General features: G+C 70.5%; 14 protein-coding genes and 1 tRNA gene. 10 read left to right on the forward strand and 5 right to left on the reverse strand.

Features of this window, described 5'->3' with window-relative positions:
* The first annotated feature begins 56 nt into the window (after positions 1–56).
* Together P8627_RS12945 and P8627_RS12950 are read left to right on the forward strand one after the other, a co-directional pair.
* Positions 57–1,049 (forward strand): YihY/virulence factor BrkB family protein, encoded by a 993-nt coding sequence (locus P8627_RS12945; protein ID WP_279964556.1) that lies wholly within the window; start codon positions 57–59, stop codon positions 1,047–1,049.
* Positions 1,030–2,307: an AI-2E family transporter gene (locus P8627_RS12950; protein WP_279964558.1), complete on the forward strand. Its 1,278-nt coding sequence runs from the start codon at positions 1,030–1,032 to the stop codon at positions 2,305–2,307. Before P8627_RS12945 ends, P8627_RS12950 begins: the two co-directional genes overlap by 20 nt.
* Here P8627_RS12950 and P8627_RS12955 read toward each other — a convergent pair.
* Positions 2,289–4,088 carry a TRAP transporter permease gene (locus P8627_RS12955; RefSeq protein WP_279964559.1) on the reverse strand — a complete coding sequence of 600 codons (1,800 nt, stop codon included), beginning with the start codon at positions 4,086–4,088 and terminating at the stop codon, positions 2,289–2,291. The two genes, P8627_RS12950 and P8627_RS12955, sit on opposite strands and share 19 nt — an antisense overlap.
* 51 nt (positions 4,089–4,139) lie before the next feature.
* Complete coding sequence (locus P8627_RS12960; RefSeq protein WP_279967468.1) at positions 4,140–5,072, reverse strand: TAXI family TRAP transporter solute-binding subunit; 933 nt, start codon at positions 5,070–5,072, stop codon at positions 4,140–4,142.
* A gap of 149 nt (positions 5,073–5,221) precedes the next feature.
* Between P8627_RS12960 and P8627_RS12965 the strand changes: the two genes are divergently transcribed.
* The 5 genes from P8627_RS12965 to P8627_RS12985 all read left to right on the forward strand — a co-directional run bounded on the left by P8627_RS12965 (position 5,222) and on the right by P8627_RS12985 (position 9,992).
* Positions 5,222–6,181, forward strand: a complete 960-nt coding sequence (locus P8627_RS12965; protein WP_279964560.1) for a Bug family tripartite tricarboxylate transporter substrate binding protein — start codon at positions 5,222–5,224, stop codon at positions 6,179–6,181.
* 61 nt (positions 6,182–6,242) lie between these two features.
* Positions 6,243–6,695, forward strand: coding sequence for a tripartite tricarboxylate transporter TctB family protein (locus P8627_RS12970; protein ID WP_279964562.1), 453 nt, complete (start codon positions 6,243–6,245; stop codon positions 6,693–6,695).
* Between the two features lies 1 nt (position 6,696).
* Positions 6,697–8,217, forward strand: a complete 1,521-nt coding sequence (locus tag P8627_RS12975) for a tripartite tricarboxylate transporter permease (RefSeq protein WP_279964563.1) — start codon at positions 6,697–6,699, stop codon at positions 8,215–8,217.
* A gap of 154 nt (positions 8,218–8,371) precedes the next feature.
* Positions 8,372–9,712, forward strand: a complete 1,341-nt coding sequence (locus P8627_RS12980; RefSeq protein WP_279964564.1) for an acyclic terpene utilization AtuA family protein — start codon at positions 8,372–8,374, stop codon at positions 9,710–9,712.
* Positions 9,705–9,992: a DUF4387 family protein gene (locus P8627_RS12985; protein ID WP_279964565.1), complete on the forward strand. Its 288-nt coding sequence runs from the start codon at positions 9,705–9,707 to the stop codon at positions 9,990–9,992. Before P8627_RS12980 ends, P8627_RS12985 begins: the two co-directional genes overlap by 8 nt.
* Before the next feature lie 19 nt (positions 9,993–10,011).
* Here P8627_RS12985 and P8627_RS12990 read toward each other — a convergent pair whose 3' ends face one another.
* Both P8627_RS12990 and P8627_RS12995 read right to left on the reverse strand, forming a co-directional pair.
* A complete protein-coding gene (locus P8627_RS12990; protein ID WP_279964566.1) occupies positions 10,012–10,494 on the reverse strand; it encodes a hypothetical protein in 483 nt (160 codons plus the stop codon).
* A 96-nt stretch (positions 10,495–10,590) separates the two neighbouring features.
* A tRNA-Tyr gene (locus P8627_RS12995) sits at positions 10,591–10,674 on the reverse strand.
* Between the two features lie 99 nt (positions 10,675–10,773).
* Here P8627_RS12995 and P8627_RS13000 point away from each other — a divergent pair.
* From P8627_RS13000 to P8627_RS13010, 3 genes are all read left to right on the forward strand, one after another.
* Positions 10,774–11,562, forward strand: coding sequence for a TrmH family RNA methyltransferase (locus P8627_RS13000; RefSeq protein ID WP_279964567.1), 789 nt, complete (start codon positions 10,774–10,776; stop codon positions 11,560–11,562).
* Complete coding sequence (locus P8627_RS13005) at positions 11,555–11,821, forward strand: hypothetical protein (RefSeq protein WP_279964568.1); 267 nt, start codon at positions 11,555–11,557, stop codon at positions 11,819–11,821. The genes P8627_RS13000 and P8627_RS13005 overlap by 8 nt, the downstream gene beginning before the upstream one ends.
* Positions 11,822–11,998: 177 nt before the next feature.
* Complete coding sequence (locus P8627_RS13010) at positions 11,999–12,475, forward strand: CoA-binding protein (protein WP_279964569.1); 477 nt, start codon at positions 11,999–12,001, stop codon at positions 12,473–12,475.
* 53 nt (positions 12,476–12,528) lie between these two features.
* Here the strand turns inward: P8627_RS13010 and P8627_RS13015 are convergent, their stop codons facing one another.
* The gene (locus P8627_RS13015; protein WP_279964570.1) at positions 12,529–13,620 is read right to left on the reverse strand and encodes a hypothetical protein; all 1,092 of its coding nucleotides are present in this window, start codon (positions 13,618–13,620) and stop codon (positions 12,529–12,531) included.
* Between the last annotated feature and the right edge of the window lie 126 nt (positions 13,621–13,746).

Consider the following 13,746-nt stretch of genomic DNA (forward strand, 5'->3'; position numbering starts at 1 on the left):
TCGCCCGCCTTGCGTTGTTTGGTCGCACGATCCCGAGATCCGGAGAATTCCCGCACATGGCCGAGCCGCCGCGCCACGCTACCGCCGCCGAGATCGCCGAGGCCCAGCCGGGCCGCGGCCGCGACGCGACCCATCCGCAAGGCATCCCGGCGCGGGGCTGGAAGGATATTGCCCTCCGCGTCGCGGGACAAGTGAGCAAGGACCACGTGCTGCTGATCGCCGCCGGGGTGGCCTTCTACGGGCTGCTGGCGGTCTTTCCGGCGATCACCGCGCTGATGTCGATCACCGGGCTTCTCTACGAGCCGCAGGAGCTGGTCTCGGCGCTGGAAGGCGTCACGGCGGTCGTGCCCTCGGATGTGAGCGAGATCCTGATGGCGCAGGCGACCGAGGTCGCGGGCAGCCAGCAGGGCGGGCTGACGCTGGGCCTGGTGCTGGGCCTGGGCATCGCGCTCTGGTCGGCCTCAGCCGGGGTGGGCAGCCTGATCGAGGGCATCAACTTCGCCTATGACGAGAAGGAGACGCGCAGCTTCGTGAAGCTGAAAGCGCTGACGATCCTGATGACGGTGCTGATCATCCTGGGCGTCCTGGTCGCGGCGGTTCTGATCGTCGTGGTGCCGATTGTGCTGTCCTTCGTGGCCTTCGCCCCGTGGGTCGAGCGCCTGATCCAATGGGTGAAATACATCCCGCTCGCGCTCCTCGTGATCTTCGGGCTGGGCGTGCTCTACCGCTACGGGCCCGATCGGGAGACCGCCAAGATCCGCTGGCTCGCGCCGGGCACGCTGATCGCCGCGCTGCTGTGGCTGATCGCGTCGATCGGCTTCTCGGTCTACGTGTCGAATTTCGGCTCCTACAACGAAACTTTCGGCTCGATCGCGGGGGTCGTGGTGATGCTGCTGTGGATGTGGATCTCGGCTGTCGTCATCCTTCTGGGCGCGGAGCTGAATTCCGAGATCGAGGCGCAGACCGCGCGCGACACGACGACCGGGATCCGCGAGCCGATGGGCCATCGCGGCGCCGTGAAAGCCGACAATGTCGGCCCCGCGCAATAACCCCGCCACCCTGGCCGAGCCGCATGGCTCGCAGGCCCAAGCGGAGGGGTTGGTCGCGCGGGGCACGGACCCGGGGGCGCCCGATATGGCCGCCGCGGAGGCCGTCCCGGCCCCGACGGGCGCCACCGCGCATGACCGGGCCGTGGCCGCCGAGGCGGCGCGCGCGCAGCGCCACCCGCTCGCGGTGCCGATCACCGGCATCTTCGTCCTTCTGCTGATCCAGGGCCTGATTTTCGCCTCGGATTTCCTGATCCCGGTGACCAGCGCGATCCTGGGCTATTTCATCCTCAACGCGCCGCGCCGCGGGTTGGCGCGCGTGGGTCTGCCGGCGCCCGTCGCGGCGGCGATCTTCACCATCGTGATCGCGGGGGTTCTGGTCTTCGGCGGCATGATGCTGGCGACCCCGATCCAGGAATTCGTGACCGACATTCCCGGCTTGCTGACGCGGCTGATGGGGCAGCTGACGGGCCCGGGCGGCCCGTTCGAGGCCTTCTCGGCCGCCGCGGAGGCCACCGAGGAGGCGCTTAGCGAGGCGGGCGCCACCCGGCCGATGCAGGTCGAGGTCGTCTCGGATGCGGGGATCGCCACCACCGTCTTCACCGTCGCGCCCGGCCTGCTGAGCCAGGTCGTCTTCGCGATCTGCCTTCTGTTCTTCCTGACCGCCTCGGGCGACCTGTTCATCCAGAAGGCCGTGCGCGTGGCCGACCGGTTCGAGGACAAGAAGAAGACCGTGCAGACCGTGCGCACCATCGAGGCGCGGCTGGGCAACTACCTGGGCGCGATCACGCTGATCAACATCGGCCTCGGCGTCTGCATCGGCATCGCGATGTGGTGGTGGGGCGTCCCGAGCCCGTGGCTGATCGGGCTGATGGCCACGCTGCTCAACTTCATCCCCTTCGTGGGGGCGGTGATCGGCTCGCTGATCGCGGGGGTGATCGCCTATGTCGCCTTCGCCGACCCCTGGGCGGGCCTGGGCGTCTTCGCCACCTATTACGGGCTGACGGCCTTCGAGGGGCAGCTTGTGACGCCGTCGCTGGTGGGCCAGCGGCTGCGGCTGAACGTGGTCATGGTGTTCCTGTCAGTCGCGTTCTTCGCCTGGACCTGGTCGGTCATGGGCATGGTGGTGGCGGTGCCGCTTCTGATCGTGATCAAGGTGATCTGCGACGCGATCCCGAAATTCCGCAAGATCGGCCTGTTCCTCGGCGACGCGGAAGGGTTCATCCCTGGCGAGGCGCGCGGTCAGGCCAGGGCGGACTGACCCAGCAGCAGCGCGAGGCCGGCCCCGCCGAGGACCAGCCGCAGCGCGGGATGGCCGCGGCCGACCACGGCGCGGCTGACCAGCGCGAGGCCCAGCGCCATCACCGCGAAGGCCAGAAGCGCCGCGCCCGGCCGCGCGGCCAGCCCGATCACCTGCGGGTTGGCGATCATGCCCAGCGGGATCAGGTAGAGCCCGAGGCCCAGCGCCATCGCGGTCAGCGCGACGCGCAGCCAGTTCTCGCCCACCATCCCCGCGGCGATGAAGACCGCGCCGCAGACCGGCGGGGTGATCGTCGACAGGAGCGCGAACCAGAAGACGAAGAGATGCGCCTGCAGCGGCGCAAGGCCAAGCTCGATCAGGGCGGGGCCCGCGACCGAGACGCAGATCACGTAGGCGGCGGTGGTCGGCACCTCCATCCCCAGCAGAAGGCAGGCCAGCGCGGTCAGGATCAGCGCGCCCCAGAGCGTGCCGCCCCCGCCCGCGAGGATGGCCGAGGTCAGCTTGACGCCGAGACCGGTGATGCCGAGCACGCCGATCACGATCGAGGCGCAGAGGATGATCGCCGCGATCATCGCCACCTGCCGCCCGGCGGTGACGCAGGCCTCGGCCAGGCGCGCGGGCAGGCGGGGCAGGGCCGGGCCCTCGGCGTCGAAGGCCAGGAGCCCGAACCCCGCGGCGATGGCGGCGACGGCGGCGTATTGCGGGGTGAAGCCTGCGGCGAACATCATCGTCAGCAGGATCGTGAAGGGGATCAGGAAGAAGCCCGAGGTGACGATCACGTCGCGGCGGGCGGGCCGTTCCTCGGGCGCGAGGCCGCGCAGGGCGAAACGCGCGGCGTAGCCGTCGATGCCGACCCAGACGGCCCAGAAATAGAGGATCGCGGGCAGGAAGGCCGCGGCCATGATGCCGGTGTAGGGCACGCCCGTCAGCTCGACCATGACGAAGGCGCCCGCGCCCATCAGGGGCGGCATGATCTGCCCGCCCGAGGAGGCCACCGCCTCGACCGCGCCGGCCAGCCTGCGCGGGTAGCCCAGCCGCGTCATCGTAGGCAGCGTGACCGCGCCGGTGGAGGCCACGTTGGCCGAGGCCGAGCCCGAGATCGAGCCGAAGAGCGCCGAGGACAGGACCGAGACCTTCGCCGCGCCGCCCTTCAGGCGGCCCGCGGCGGCGGCGGCGAGGTTCATGAACCCCGCGCCCGCCTCGCCCGCGTTGAGCACCGCGCCGAAGATCACGAAGACCGCGACCACGCCCACCGAGACCCCGGTGAGCGAGCCCCAGAGCCCGCCCTCGGCGATGGTGAGCGTGCCGAGGAAGCTGGCCAGGGGCGTGCCGGAATGGCCGAAACTGCCGGGGATGTGCTGGCCCAGCAGCCCGTAGGCCAGCGTCGCGGCCGCCACGAGCGGCAGGGGCCAGCCGATCATGCGCCGCGCGCCCTCAAGCGCGAGCAGCAGCAGGAAGGCCGCCAGCGCGATCTGGCCCGGGCCTTCGAGGAAGCCGTACTGGTCGCGCAGGGCGGCATGGTTCCAGGCGATCCAGAGGCAGGCGGCGATGCCCGCGCCCGCCAGCGCCCAGCCGCGCGCGCGGGCCCCGGCGGTGGCGGCGGGCAGGGCGAAGACCCAGGGCAGGATCAGCGCCATGTGCAGCGGGCGCGCCACGAGGTTCGGGACGAGCCCGTAGAGGATGAGCCCCAGATGCGCAGCGATCGTCAGCGCGCCCAGCGCCACCCAGAGCGGGCGCGCGGCGATCCCGGGGGCGGGCGCGACGGGGACGACGAGGGTCATGGGCGGGCCGCGGCCGGGGGCGCGCGCCGGGCCGGGCGCGCCCCGCAGCGCTCAGCTCTCGGGGAGGGCGACGCCGATTTCGCGGTAGTAGCGCGCGGCCCCCGGGTGGATCTGCGTGGTGACGGCGCCGATCATCTCGGGCGCGACGCCGTTCCACCAGGCGGCGGCCCCGCCCAGCGCGTCCTTGTTCTCCCAATAGGCGCGGGTCAGGGCGTAGGCCGTGTCTTCGGACATCGCCGCGGTCGCGTAGGCCACGACCGGCAGCGAGGTGGTCACGACATCGGCGTCCTGCCCCGCATAGGTCCCGGCGGGGATCACGAGGCGGGTGCGGCCGGTCTGTTCGACCTGCTCGTCCGACAGCGACAGCACGCGCACGCCGGTCGAGGCGGCGGCTTCGATCACGTTGGGCGCGGGGTAGGAGCCCGCGGTCACGAAGCCGTCGATCTGGCCGTTCTTGAGCGCGGCGACGGCGTTCGACAGTTCCGCGTCGGCGATGTCCACCGCGTCGGCCACGCCGAAGAGACCGAGATATTTCTCGCCCTCGCGGGCGCCGAAGCTGCCGGAGCCGAGCAGGATCGTCTTGCCCGCCATATCCGCGAAACTGTTGATCCCGCTCTCTTCGGAGACGACGAAATGCATCGTCAGTGAGGGGATCGGGAAGAGCGCGCGGATGCCGTCGAAGGCCGGGTCGCCCTTGCCGTCGAAGGGGCCGGCGGCGTTCTGCGCGGCGGCGATCAGGCCCGGCGGCGACGTGAAGACGTAATCGGCGCCGCGGGCGCGGACCTCCATCACGTTCTGGACCGAGCCCTGGCTCTCCTCGATGGTCATGTCGGCGGCGCCGTCCAGCGCCTCGGAGAGCTGCACGCCCATCTGGTAGTAGCTGGAACCGGCCTTGGCCGACTTGTAGGTCACCCGCTCCTGCGCGGCGGCGGGCAGGGCCAGGGCCGCCAGGGTCAGCGCGGCCAGCGTGGTCCGGAACGTCATCATCTCTCATCCTCCCATGGTCTCGGGCGCGAGGGTGACGGACGCGCCGCGCGTGTCAAGCCGGGTGAAAGCGGTTGCGCGACGGGGCCCGCTTGCTACCGTGGGGGCGGCGGCCCCGCGGGAGACGGGGCCGGACATGGGAGGACAACATGACCTATCGCTTCAAGGCGCTGATCGTCGGCGCCGGAATCCTCGTGGGCGGCGCGGCCTCAGCGGCCGAATGCATCGCGCCCGCAAACCCCGGCGGCGGCTGGGACTTCACCTGCCGCCAGATCGGCAAGATCATGTACGATATCGGCGCGGTCGATCAGCCGGTGCAGGTCACCAACATGGCCGGCGGCGGCGGCGGCCTGGCCTTCCAGTCGGTCGTCAACGAGCGTGGCGACGATGCCGACCTGATCATCGCGGCGAGCCAGGCCACCGCGACGCGGCTGGCGCAGGACGCCTATGGCGGCGCGACGGCCGACCAGGTCCGCTTCGTGGGCGCCATCGGCGCCGATCCGGGCGTGATCGTCGTGGGCGCGGACAGTGAATTCGCCGATCTGGGCGCGATGCTAGACGCGATGAAGGCGGATCCGGGATCGGTCGCCTTCGCCGGCGGCTCGGCCGCGGGCGGCTTCGACCACCTGAAGGTGCTGCAGCTCGCGCAGGAGGCGGGCGTCGAGGACGTGCGCCAGATCAAGTATATCGGCGTCGATGGCGGCGCGGATGCGATCACTCAGACGGTGGGCGGCTTCACCCAGGGCATGACCGGCGACATGTCCGAGGTCGTGGGCTTCATCGAGTCGGGCGACGTGCGCGTGCTGGCCGTGCTGACGGAGGAGCGCGTGCCGGGCTTCGAGGACATCCCGACCGCCAAGGAGCAGGGCTACGACGTGGTCGCGGTGAACTGGCGCGGGCTCTATGTCCCGAAGGACATCTCGGATGCGCGCTTCCAGGAATGGGCCGACAAGCTGCAGGCGGTGGCCGACAGCGCCGAATGGCAGGAAGCGATGGAGGCCAACGGCCTCGCGCCCTTCACCGTCGTGGGCGACGACTTCCAGGCTTTCATCGACCAGAACATCGCCGATGTTCAGGCGCTGAGCCGCGAGATCGGCATCATCGAGTGACGTGATGGGACGGGCCGGCCTGCGACGGCCGGCCCGTCCGCTTTCCGGGGGAGGGACGCGCATGGATTTGGGCCACGGCAAGGGCGACCGCATCTTCGGAGTCGCCGTCCTTCTGGGGGCGGTGGCCTATGCGGCGGCGGCGATGCAGCTGCGCACGGGCTTCATGTCGGACCCGGTGGGGTCGAAGACCTTCCCGCTGCTGGTGGCCGGAGTCTGCGCGATCTGCGGTGCGGTGATGGTGCTGAAGCCCGATGCCGACCCGGACTGGCCGCGCGCCCGGACCTGGGGGGCGCTGGCCGTCGCGGTGGGGGTGCTGGTGGGCTATGCCTATGCGCTCAAGCCGCTGGGCTTCCTGATCCCGACCGCGATCGCGGCGGGGGTGCTGAGCTACCAGATCGACGCGCGCCCACGCTACGCCCTGCTGGCGGGGCTGGGCCTGTCGCTGGGGCTGTTCGCGCTGTTCCGCTTCGTGCTGGGCTTGGGGCTGTCGGCGCTTCCGGCGGGGCTGTCCTGAGATGGATATCCTGTCGAACCTGGCGCTGGGCTTCTCGGTCGCGCTGAGCCCCTGGACGCTGATGCTGGCGATCCTGGGCTGCTTCATCGGGACCATCGTGGGCGCGCTGCCGGGGCTCGGCCCGTCGAACGGCGTGGCGCTCCTGATCCCGATCACCTTCTCGATGGGGCTCGACGCCACCGCTGCGCTGGTCCTGCTGACGGCGGTCTATTACGGCGCGATGTATGGCGGGCGGATCAGCTCGATCCTGCTCAACATCCCGGGCGACGAGCCCGCGATGATGACCTGCCTCGACGGCTATCCCATGGCGCGCAACGGGCGGGCCGGGGACGCGCTGGTGATTTCGGGCGTGGCGAGCTTCGTGGGCGCGCTGCTGGCGACGATCGCGCTGCTGCTGATCGCTCCGATGCTGGCGCGGGTGGCCTATCTCTTCGGTCCGGCGGAGTATTTCGCGCTCTACCTGCTGGCCTTCTCGACGCTGGGGGGCATCGCGTCGAAGAACCAGGCCAAGGCGGCGCTGGCCTCGGCCATCGGGCTGGGGATCGCAATGATCGGGCTGGACAACCAGACCGGCCTGCCGCGCTTCACCGGCGGCAATCTGCACCTGTTCGACGGCGTCGACTTCCTGGTCGCGATCGTCGGCCTCTTCGCGGTGTCCGAGGTCTTCGTTTTCATCGAGAGCCACGGCAAGAACACCGCGCTGGGCGTGAAGCTGGACAAGGTCACCGTCCCCTGGCGCGAGATCTGGGCGGTGCGCTGGACGATGCTGCGCTCGTCGGCGCTGGGCTTCGTGGCGGGCGTCCTGCCGGGGGCGGGCGCGTCGCTGGGCAGCTTCCTGACCTACATGATGGAGAAATCCATCGCCGGCGACAAAGGCGGCTTCGGGACCGGGGTCGCGAAGGGCGTGGCGGCGCCCGAGGCGGGCAACAACTCGGCCGCGGGCGGGGCGCTGGTGCCGATGCTGACGCTGGGGGTGCCTGGATCGGGGACGACGGCGGTGCTGTTGGCGGTGCTGATGACGCTGAACATCACGCCGGGCCCGACGCTCTTCGCCGACCGGCCTGAGGTCGTCTGGGGCCTGATCGCCTCGCTGCTGATCGCCAATTTCGTGCTGCTCGCGATGAACGTGCCGCTGGTGAAGGTCTTCGTGAAGGTGCTGACCGTGCCGCCGCAGCTTCTGCTGCCGGGGGTGATGATGGTCAGCTTCGTGGGGATCTATTCGCTGACGGGCAGCTATTTCGACCTGCTCCTGATGATCGGCTTCGGGGCGATGGGCTGGCTGTTCCGCAAGCTCGACATCCCGACCGTGCCGGTGATCCTGGGGATCCTTCTGGGCAACGCGATGGAGGACAACCTGCGCCGCGCGATGATCCTGTCGGACGGGGATGTGACCTTCCTGTTCTCCTCGGGGATCTCGATCGGGCTCTGGACGGCGGCGGTGCTAGGCTTCGTGGCGCCGCTCTTCCTGCGGCGGATCATCCGCAAGCCCGAGGTGCCGGACCATGCGCTGCCGCGGGATTGAGGCGCGAGGGCTGCGCCCGGACCGCCGGGGCTTTGCCGCGACCCGCGCCGGTCGTCACAGGCGCGAGCGTCATGCGACGTGAACCCGTTGAAGAGCGCCCGCCCCGGGGGGGCGGTGCGGGCGCTGCCCGACGGTTCCCGTCGGGCGAGGCGAGATGACCCCCGTCCGCATCCTCGTGCCCGCCGGTGCGTTGGGGCTGGGCTGGGATGCCGATGCGCTGGAGGCGGGGCTGGCGCGGGGCCCGGACCTGATCGCCATCGACGGCGGCTCGACCGATAGCGGGCCGTCCTATCTGGGGCGCGGCGTCAGCAAATACGCCCGCGCGCAGATCGCGGGCGAGTGGGGTACGCTGATCGACGCGGCGCATCGCGCGGGCTGCCCGCTGGTGATCGGCACGGCGGGCACATGCGGCGCGGGGGCGGCGGTGGACTGGATGCTGGAGATCACGCGCGACCACCTCGCGCGCGCCGGACGGCAGGCGAAGATCGCACTGCTCTACTCCGACCAGGACGCGGCCGGGCTGGCCGCCGCCTGGGACCGCGTGACGCCGCTGCCCGGCGCGCCGGAGGTGGGGCCGGAGATGCTGGCCGACTGCACCAATATCGTCGCGCTGGCCGGGGCCGAGCAGGTGCAGGCCGCGCTGGCGACCGGGGCCGATATCGTGATCTGCGGGCGGGCGACGGACACGGCGATCCTGGCGGCGCTACCGCTGGCGCGGGGCTGCCATGCGGGCGCGGCCTGGCACGGGGCGAAGGTCGGCGAATGCGGCGCGCTCTGCTGCACGCATCCCGATACGGGGGTGATCGAGCTTCTGTTCGACGCTACCGGCTTCACTGTCACGCCCATGGCCGAAGCCAGCCGGGCCACGCCGCGCACGGTCGCGGCGCACCTTCTCTACGAAAACGCCGATCCCGTCGTGCTGCATGAGCCGGGCGGCCGGCTAGACACCTCCGCCGCCACCTACGGCCCGCAGGGCCGCGCGGTGCGGGTCGAGGGAAGCGAATGGATCCCGGGTCCCTATACCGTTAAGCTGGAGGCCGCGCGGATGGCGGGGCACGGCGTGATGAGCCTCGTGCTGATCCGCGACCCGCGCTACGTGGCCGGGATCGACGCATGGTGCGCCTCGCTGGAGGCCCGCGCGCGGGCCCGGATCGCGGCGCGGATGCCCGGGCAGGGCTACGACCTGGAGCTGCGGCGGATCGGGCGCGACGCGACGCTGGGCGCGGCGGAGCCCGGGCGGGCCGTGCCCGACGAGATCGGCGTGATGGCGCAGATCGTGGCCGACACGCCCGAGGCCGCGCGCGAGGTGGCGAAGCTGGTCAATCCGCTTCTGCTGCACCACCCGCTGACCCCCGAGGAGCCGATGCCGACCTTCGCCTTCCCGTTCTCGCCGCCCGAATGCGACCTGGGCCCGCAATACGCCTTCGTGCTTCATCACGTGCTGGCGCTGGACGACCCGATGGCGGCCTTCCGGCTGGAGGTGGTCGATGGCTGAACTGGGCGACCTGGCGCGCATCCGCTCGAAGAACGCGGGACCGTTCTGGCTGACGATCGACCTGTTCTGCGAGCCTGGCAGCTATGCGCGGGTGGCGGCGATCCCGACCGCGGCCTTCGCGGCCCGGCTGGGATCGGCGGGGGTGAAGCGCTTCGATTTGCCGGATCTGCAGGTCGTCAAGCTGAGCCTGCCGCGTCCCGAGGTGCAGGGCAGCCTGCGCGACCGCGACATGCACGGCGCGGGTTTCGCCCATCTGCTGACCGGGATGGTGGTCGAGTGACGCCCAGCCGGTCCGCGGCCTAGTTGAACGTCTCGAGCCGCAGCTGCGCGTCGCAATAGGCGCCGTCATGCGTGCCGACCCAGATGTCGAGAATGCCCGACGAGGGCGAGGTGAGCGAGATCATCGCGTCGAGATTGCCGTTGTCGTCATCGTCGTAATACCAGTTGCCCGCCGGCGTGTTGACGAGCAGCGCGCTGTCGCAGTCGCTGACCACCGCGATCTCGAGCCGGTAGCCCTTCATGCCGGGCGTCTCGATGGTGAAGTCGGGGGCCTGCGGGAAGAACCCCTCGCCCTTGTCCGAGCGCAGCTGCCGGTAGATCTGCGGGCAGTTGCGCGTGAGGCTGAAATCGCCGCCGGCGACGATCTCGAAATAGCGCGGCTGGTACAGGTCGGCGCCCGAGTAGCGCCCGGTCTGGCCGTTGAGCTGCCAATCCGGGCAGGCGGCGGCCGCGGAGGCCCCGCCGAGCGCCAGAAGCGTGGCTGCGAAGATATGTCGGATCATGGTTCCTCTCCCCTGGTTCCCAGGGGGACCCTAGCGCCGAGGGCAGGCACAACCCAAGCGCGAAACGCGCGGATTTGAACCTTTCCGGGAGGAGAGTGGTGGGCGACCCTGGAATCGAACCAGGCGTGCGTCTCCGCGAGGGAGTTACAGTCCCCTGCCACACCTTGCGGCCTGTCGCCCAACGGGGGCCCGGATAAACGCCCGCCCGGATGGGGTCAAGCGGTGTTGTGACGCCGTCCGACGCGGGCCATAAGCGCAGCTTCAGCCGGGAGAAAACGCATGGCGCAGAAGCCGAAATGGGTCGTCGAGAAGGAGCGGGACCGCCGCGCGGCGGCGCAGGCGACGATCTGGCTGTTCGGCCTGCACGCGGTGCGCGACGCGCTGTCGAACCCGATGCGCGAGCGGTTGCGGCTGGTGCTGACGAAGAACGCCGCCGACCGGCTGGGCGAGGCGGTGCCGGCCTCGGGGATGACGCCCGAGATCGTGGATCCGCGCAAGTTCGACGTGCCGATCGATCCCGGCAGCGTGCACCAGGGGGCCGCGCTGGAGGTGCGCGCGCTCGACTGGGGACGGCTGGAGGACGTGGCGCGGCCCGGACAGGGCGCGCCGCTGGTCGTGGCGCTGGATCGGGTGACGGACCCGCATAACGTGGGCGCGATCCTGCGCTCGGCCGAGGTGTTCGGCGCCCGCGCGGTCATCGCGCCGGCGCGCCATTCCCCGCCCGAGACCGGGGCGCTGGCCAAGACCGCCTCGGGGGCGCTGGAACGGCAACCCTATCTGCGGCTCGGCAACCTGGGCGACGCGCTGGAGCGGCTGAAGGCGCTGGGCTATCTCTGCATCGGCATGGATGGCGACGCGCCCGAGACGCTGGGCGCGGCCGCGGCCGATCTGCGCGACCGGCCCGCGGCGATCGTGCTGGGCGCCGAGGGACCCGGCCTGCGCGAGCGGACGCGGAGCCTGTGCGACCGGATGGTGCGCATCGACCCTGCGGGCGGGTTCGGGTCGCTCAACGTGTCGAACGCGGCGGCGGTGGCGCTCTATGCGTTGCGGGAGGGACGGGATGGCTGAACCGAAGATCGCGACCTGCTGCTATTGCAGCCGCCGGACCGTGTTGCGGAATACCGCGCATGGCGGTCACGAATTGGCCTGCGGCTCTTGCGGGGCGCCGCTGCACGTGATGAAGCCCCTCAAGACACCGCGCCCGCGGCCCGTCGTCAACACGGCGCCGGCCCGCCCGCGCAAGGCGAAGAAAAAGAAGCCGAAACGGCCGCTCTGGCAGAAGATCGCCGCCGAAATCTGGGACGAGGTCGAGGACATCTTTGACTGATCCCTCCGGCCGCGAAAAAACGATTTCGTGATCGGAACTTTCCGGGGCGAGGGCAGTTTCCTACGTGTCTGTGGAGGGTGGCTCCGGAACCGCCGCCTTCTGTTCACTGTCCCTCGTTCCGTACCTCGGCCCGCGTCTTCATTGCCGCGGGCCTTTTTTTCGCGTCTCCTGCGCGCCATGACCGATGGCCCCTCCGACGCGCTCCTGCGCGAGATCCTGACGCCGCCGCGGCCCTTCGCCTGCGTGGGCGTGTCGCCCAACCCGGTGCGGCCCAGCCATTACGTGGCGCGTTACCTGTCGCTGCGGGGCTTCCGGGTGGTGCCGGTCAATCCCGGCCATGCGGGCACGGAGCTGTTCGGGGCGACCGTGCGGGCGGACCTGTCCGAGATCGACGAGCCGGTGGAGGTGCTGGACATCTTCCGCCGCCCCGAGGCCGTGCCCGCGATCGTCGCGGAGGGGCTGCGCGTCCTGCCGCAGCTGCGTTGCGTCTGGTTGCAGATCGGGGTGATCAGCGCCGAGGCGCGGGCGATGTGCGCGGAGGCCGGCGTCACCTTCATCGAGAACCGCTGCCCGAAGATCGAATACCAGCGGCTGCACAGCGAATTGCGGATGGGCGGCTTCGCGACGGGGCGGATCAGCTCCAAGCTCGACTGAACGCGAAACGGCGCGCCGGTCGGCGCGCCGTTCATAGGGCCGTCGGGGCCGTCTCAGCCCTCGTATTCGGGCAGCGTCTCCAGCTCCTCGCGGGTCGCGTCGACATAGGCGACAATCCCGTCCGGCCCGTCGACGAAGGTCATCGACTCGGCCCGCATGGCGACCTCGTGATCGCCGATCCCGAGGAACCCGCCGATCGAGACGACGACGACCGCCTGCTCGCTGTCGCGGGTGCCGGGGACGAAGGCATAGCTGATATCGCCGATCGCGGTGTCGTTGGTGTCGAAGACCGGCACGCCCGCCAGTTCGGGCAGGCGCAGCGTGTTCTGCATCAGGGGGCTGTAGCCCTCACGCTCGATCATCGGGGCGGTCTTCGCGAATTCGAGGCCCGGGATGAAGGTCTGCGGGCCGCTTGCGTCATCTTGCGCCGCGTTACCGTCGGAGCCAGCCGCATCGCCGCCGCTGTCGATCATGTCGGTCGAGGGCGCTTCCGCCTCGACCTCGCCATCCGCGATCACCGCGGTTGCGGGTGTCTGCGGGTTGTTGACGACGGTTCCGTCGTCGAGCGGCCGGGTGTCGGTGCCGACGCCTTCCGCCAAGCCGTCGGACAGCCGCTCGGTCGAGCCGCCGGCGGTCACCGTCTCGATATTGGGCGAGTCCATCGTCGTCATGCCCGAGCCTTCGTTGCCGATCGCGCGGACCGCGGCGGTGCGGCCCGAGGGAAAGTCGTCGTCGAAAGCGGGTGCGTTCTCGATTTCGGAGCGAGTGCCCTGGAGGACGAGGACGAAGCCGCCGGCGGCCTCGGGGCTGGGGACGAGGGTCACCTGATCCAGGTCCAGCGCCACCTCGCGCTCGCCCAGTCCCAGGAAGCCGCCGATCTCGGTGACGATCATGTCGATGCCGCCCGCGTCGCCGAGGATCACGTCCTCGACCGCGCCGATGTCGTTCCAGTCGTCGGAGAGACCTGCGCTCGGGTCGATCTCCGTCCCGCTGGCGTAAATGCGCTTGCCCATCAGGTCGGAGGCGCGGAGGGCCTGCGTCTCGACCCGCTCGACGAAGAGTTGCCCCGCCATTTCGTGCGAAGCCGCGTGGGACATGCCGACACAGCCCAGCGCGATCGCGGTGGACGCAAGAAGGGTTTTCATCTTAGTCTCCTGAGCGTTGACGTGGCGGCCTGTTTGCAGGTTGGCCGTCACGGAAACATGCAAGGCGGCGCAATGGTTCCGCACCCGGAGCGCCGTCTTGCACCTAACCCGGAACCGCCGTCCAAG

Origin of the sequence: Jannaschia sp. GRR-S6-38 (assembly GCF_029853695.1) — a bacterium.
Lineage (GTDB): Bacteria > Pseudomonadota > Alphaproteobacteria > Rhodobacterales > Rhodobacteraceae > Jannaschia > Jannaschia ovalis.

What these genes read in the sequence shown, in the direction of transcription:
- P8627_RS13010 (WP_279964569.1), top strand. Translation starts at nt 11,999, where the DNA reads ATGACCGATGGCCCCTCCGACGCGCTCCTGCGCGAGATCCTGACGCCG.
- P8627_RS12975 (WP_279964563.1), top strand. Translation starts at nt 6,697, where the DNA reads ATGGATATCCTGTCGAACCTGGCGCTGGGCTTCTCGGTCGCGCTGAGC.
- P8627_RS13000 (WP_279964567.1), top strand. Translation starts at nt 10,774, where the DNA reads ATGGCGCAGAAGCCGAAATGGGTCGTCGAGAAGGAGCGGGACCGCCGC.
- P8627_RS12955 (WP_279964559.1), bottom strand. Translation starts at nt 4,088, where the DNA reads ATGACCCTCGTCGTCCCCGTCGCGCCCGCCCCCGGGATCGCCGCGCGC.
- P8627_RS12965 (WP_279964560.1), top strand. Translation starts at nt 5,222, where the DNA reads ATGACCTATCGCTTCAAGGCGCTGATCGTCGGCGCCGGAATCCTCGTG.
- P8627_RS12960 (WP_279967468.1), bottom strand. Translation starts at nt 5,072, where the DNA reads ATGACGTTCCGGACCACGCTGGCCGCGCTGACCCTGGCGGCCCTGGCC.
- P8627_RS12980 (WP_279964564.1), top strand. Translation starts at nt 8,372, where the DNA reads ATGACCCCCGTCCGCATCCTCGTGCCCGCCGGTGCGTTGGGGCTGGGC.
- P8627_RS12990 (WP_279964566.1), bottom strand. Translation starts at nt 10,494, where the DNA reads ATGATCCGACATATCTTCGCAGCCACGCTTCTGGCGCTCGGCGGGGCC.
- P8627_RS13005 (WP_279964568.1), top strand. Translation starts at nt 11,555, where the DNA reads ATGGCTGAACCGAAGATCGCGACCTGCTGCTATTGCAGCCGCCGGACC.
- P8627_RS12950 (WP_279964558.1), top strand. Translation starts at nt 1,030, where the DNA reads ATGTCGGCCCCGCGCAATAACCCCGCCACCCTGGCCGAGCCGCATGGC.
- P8627_RS13015 (WP_279964570.1), bottom strand. Translation starts at nt 13,620, where the DNA reads ATGAAAACCCTTCTTGCGTCCACCGCGATCGCGCTGGGCTGTGTCGGC.
- P8627_RS12985 (WP_279964565.1), top strand. Translation starts at nt 9,705, where the DNA reads ATGGCTGAACTGGGCGACCTGGCGCGCATCCGCTCGAAGAACGCGGGA.
- P8627_RS12945 (WP_279964556.1), top strand. Translation starts at nt 57, where the DNA reads ATGGCCGAGCCGCCGCGCCACGCTACCGCCGCCGAGATCGCCGAGGCC.
- P8627_RS12970 (WP_279964562.1), top strand. Translation starts at nt 6,243, where the DNA reads ATGGATTTGGGCCACGGCAAGGGCGACCGCATCTTCGGAGTCGCCGTC.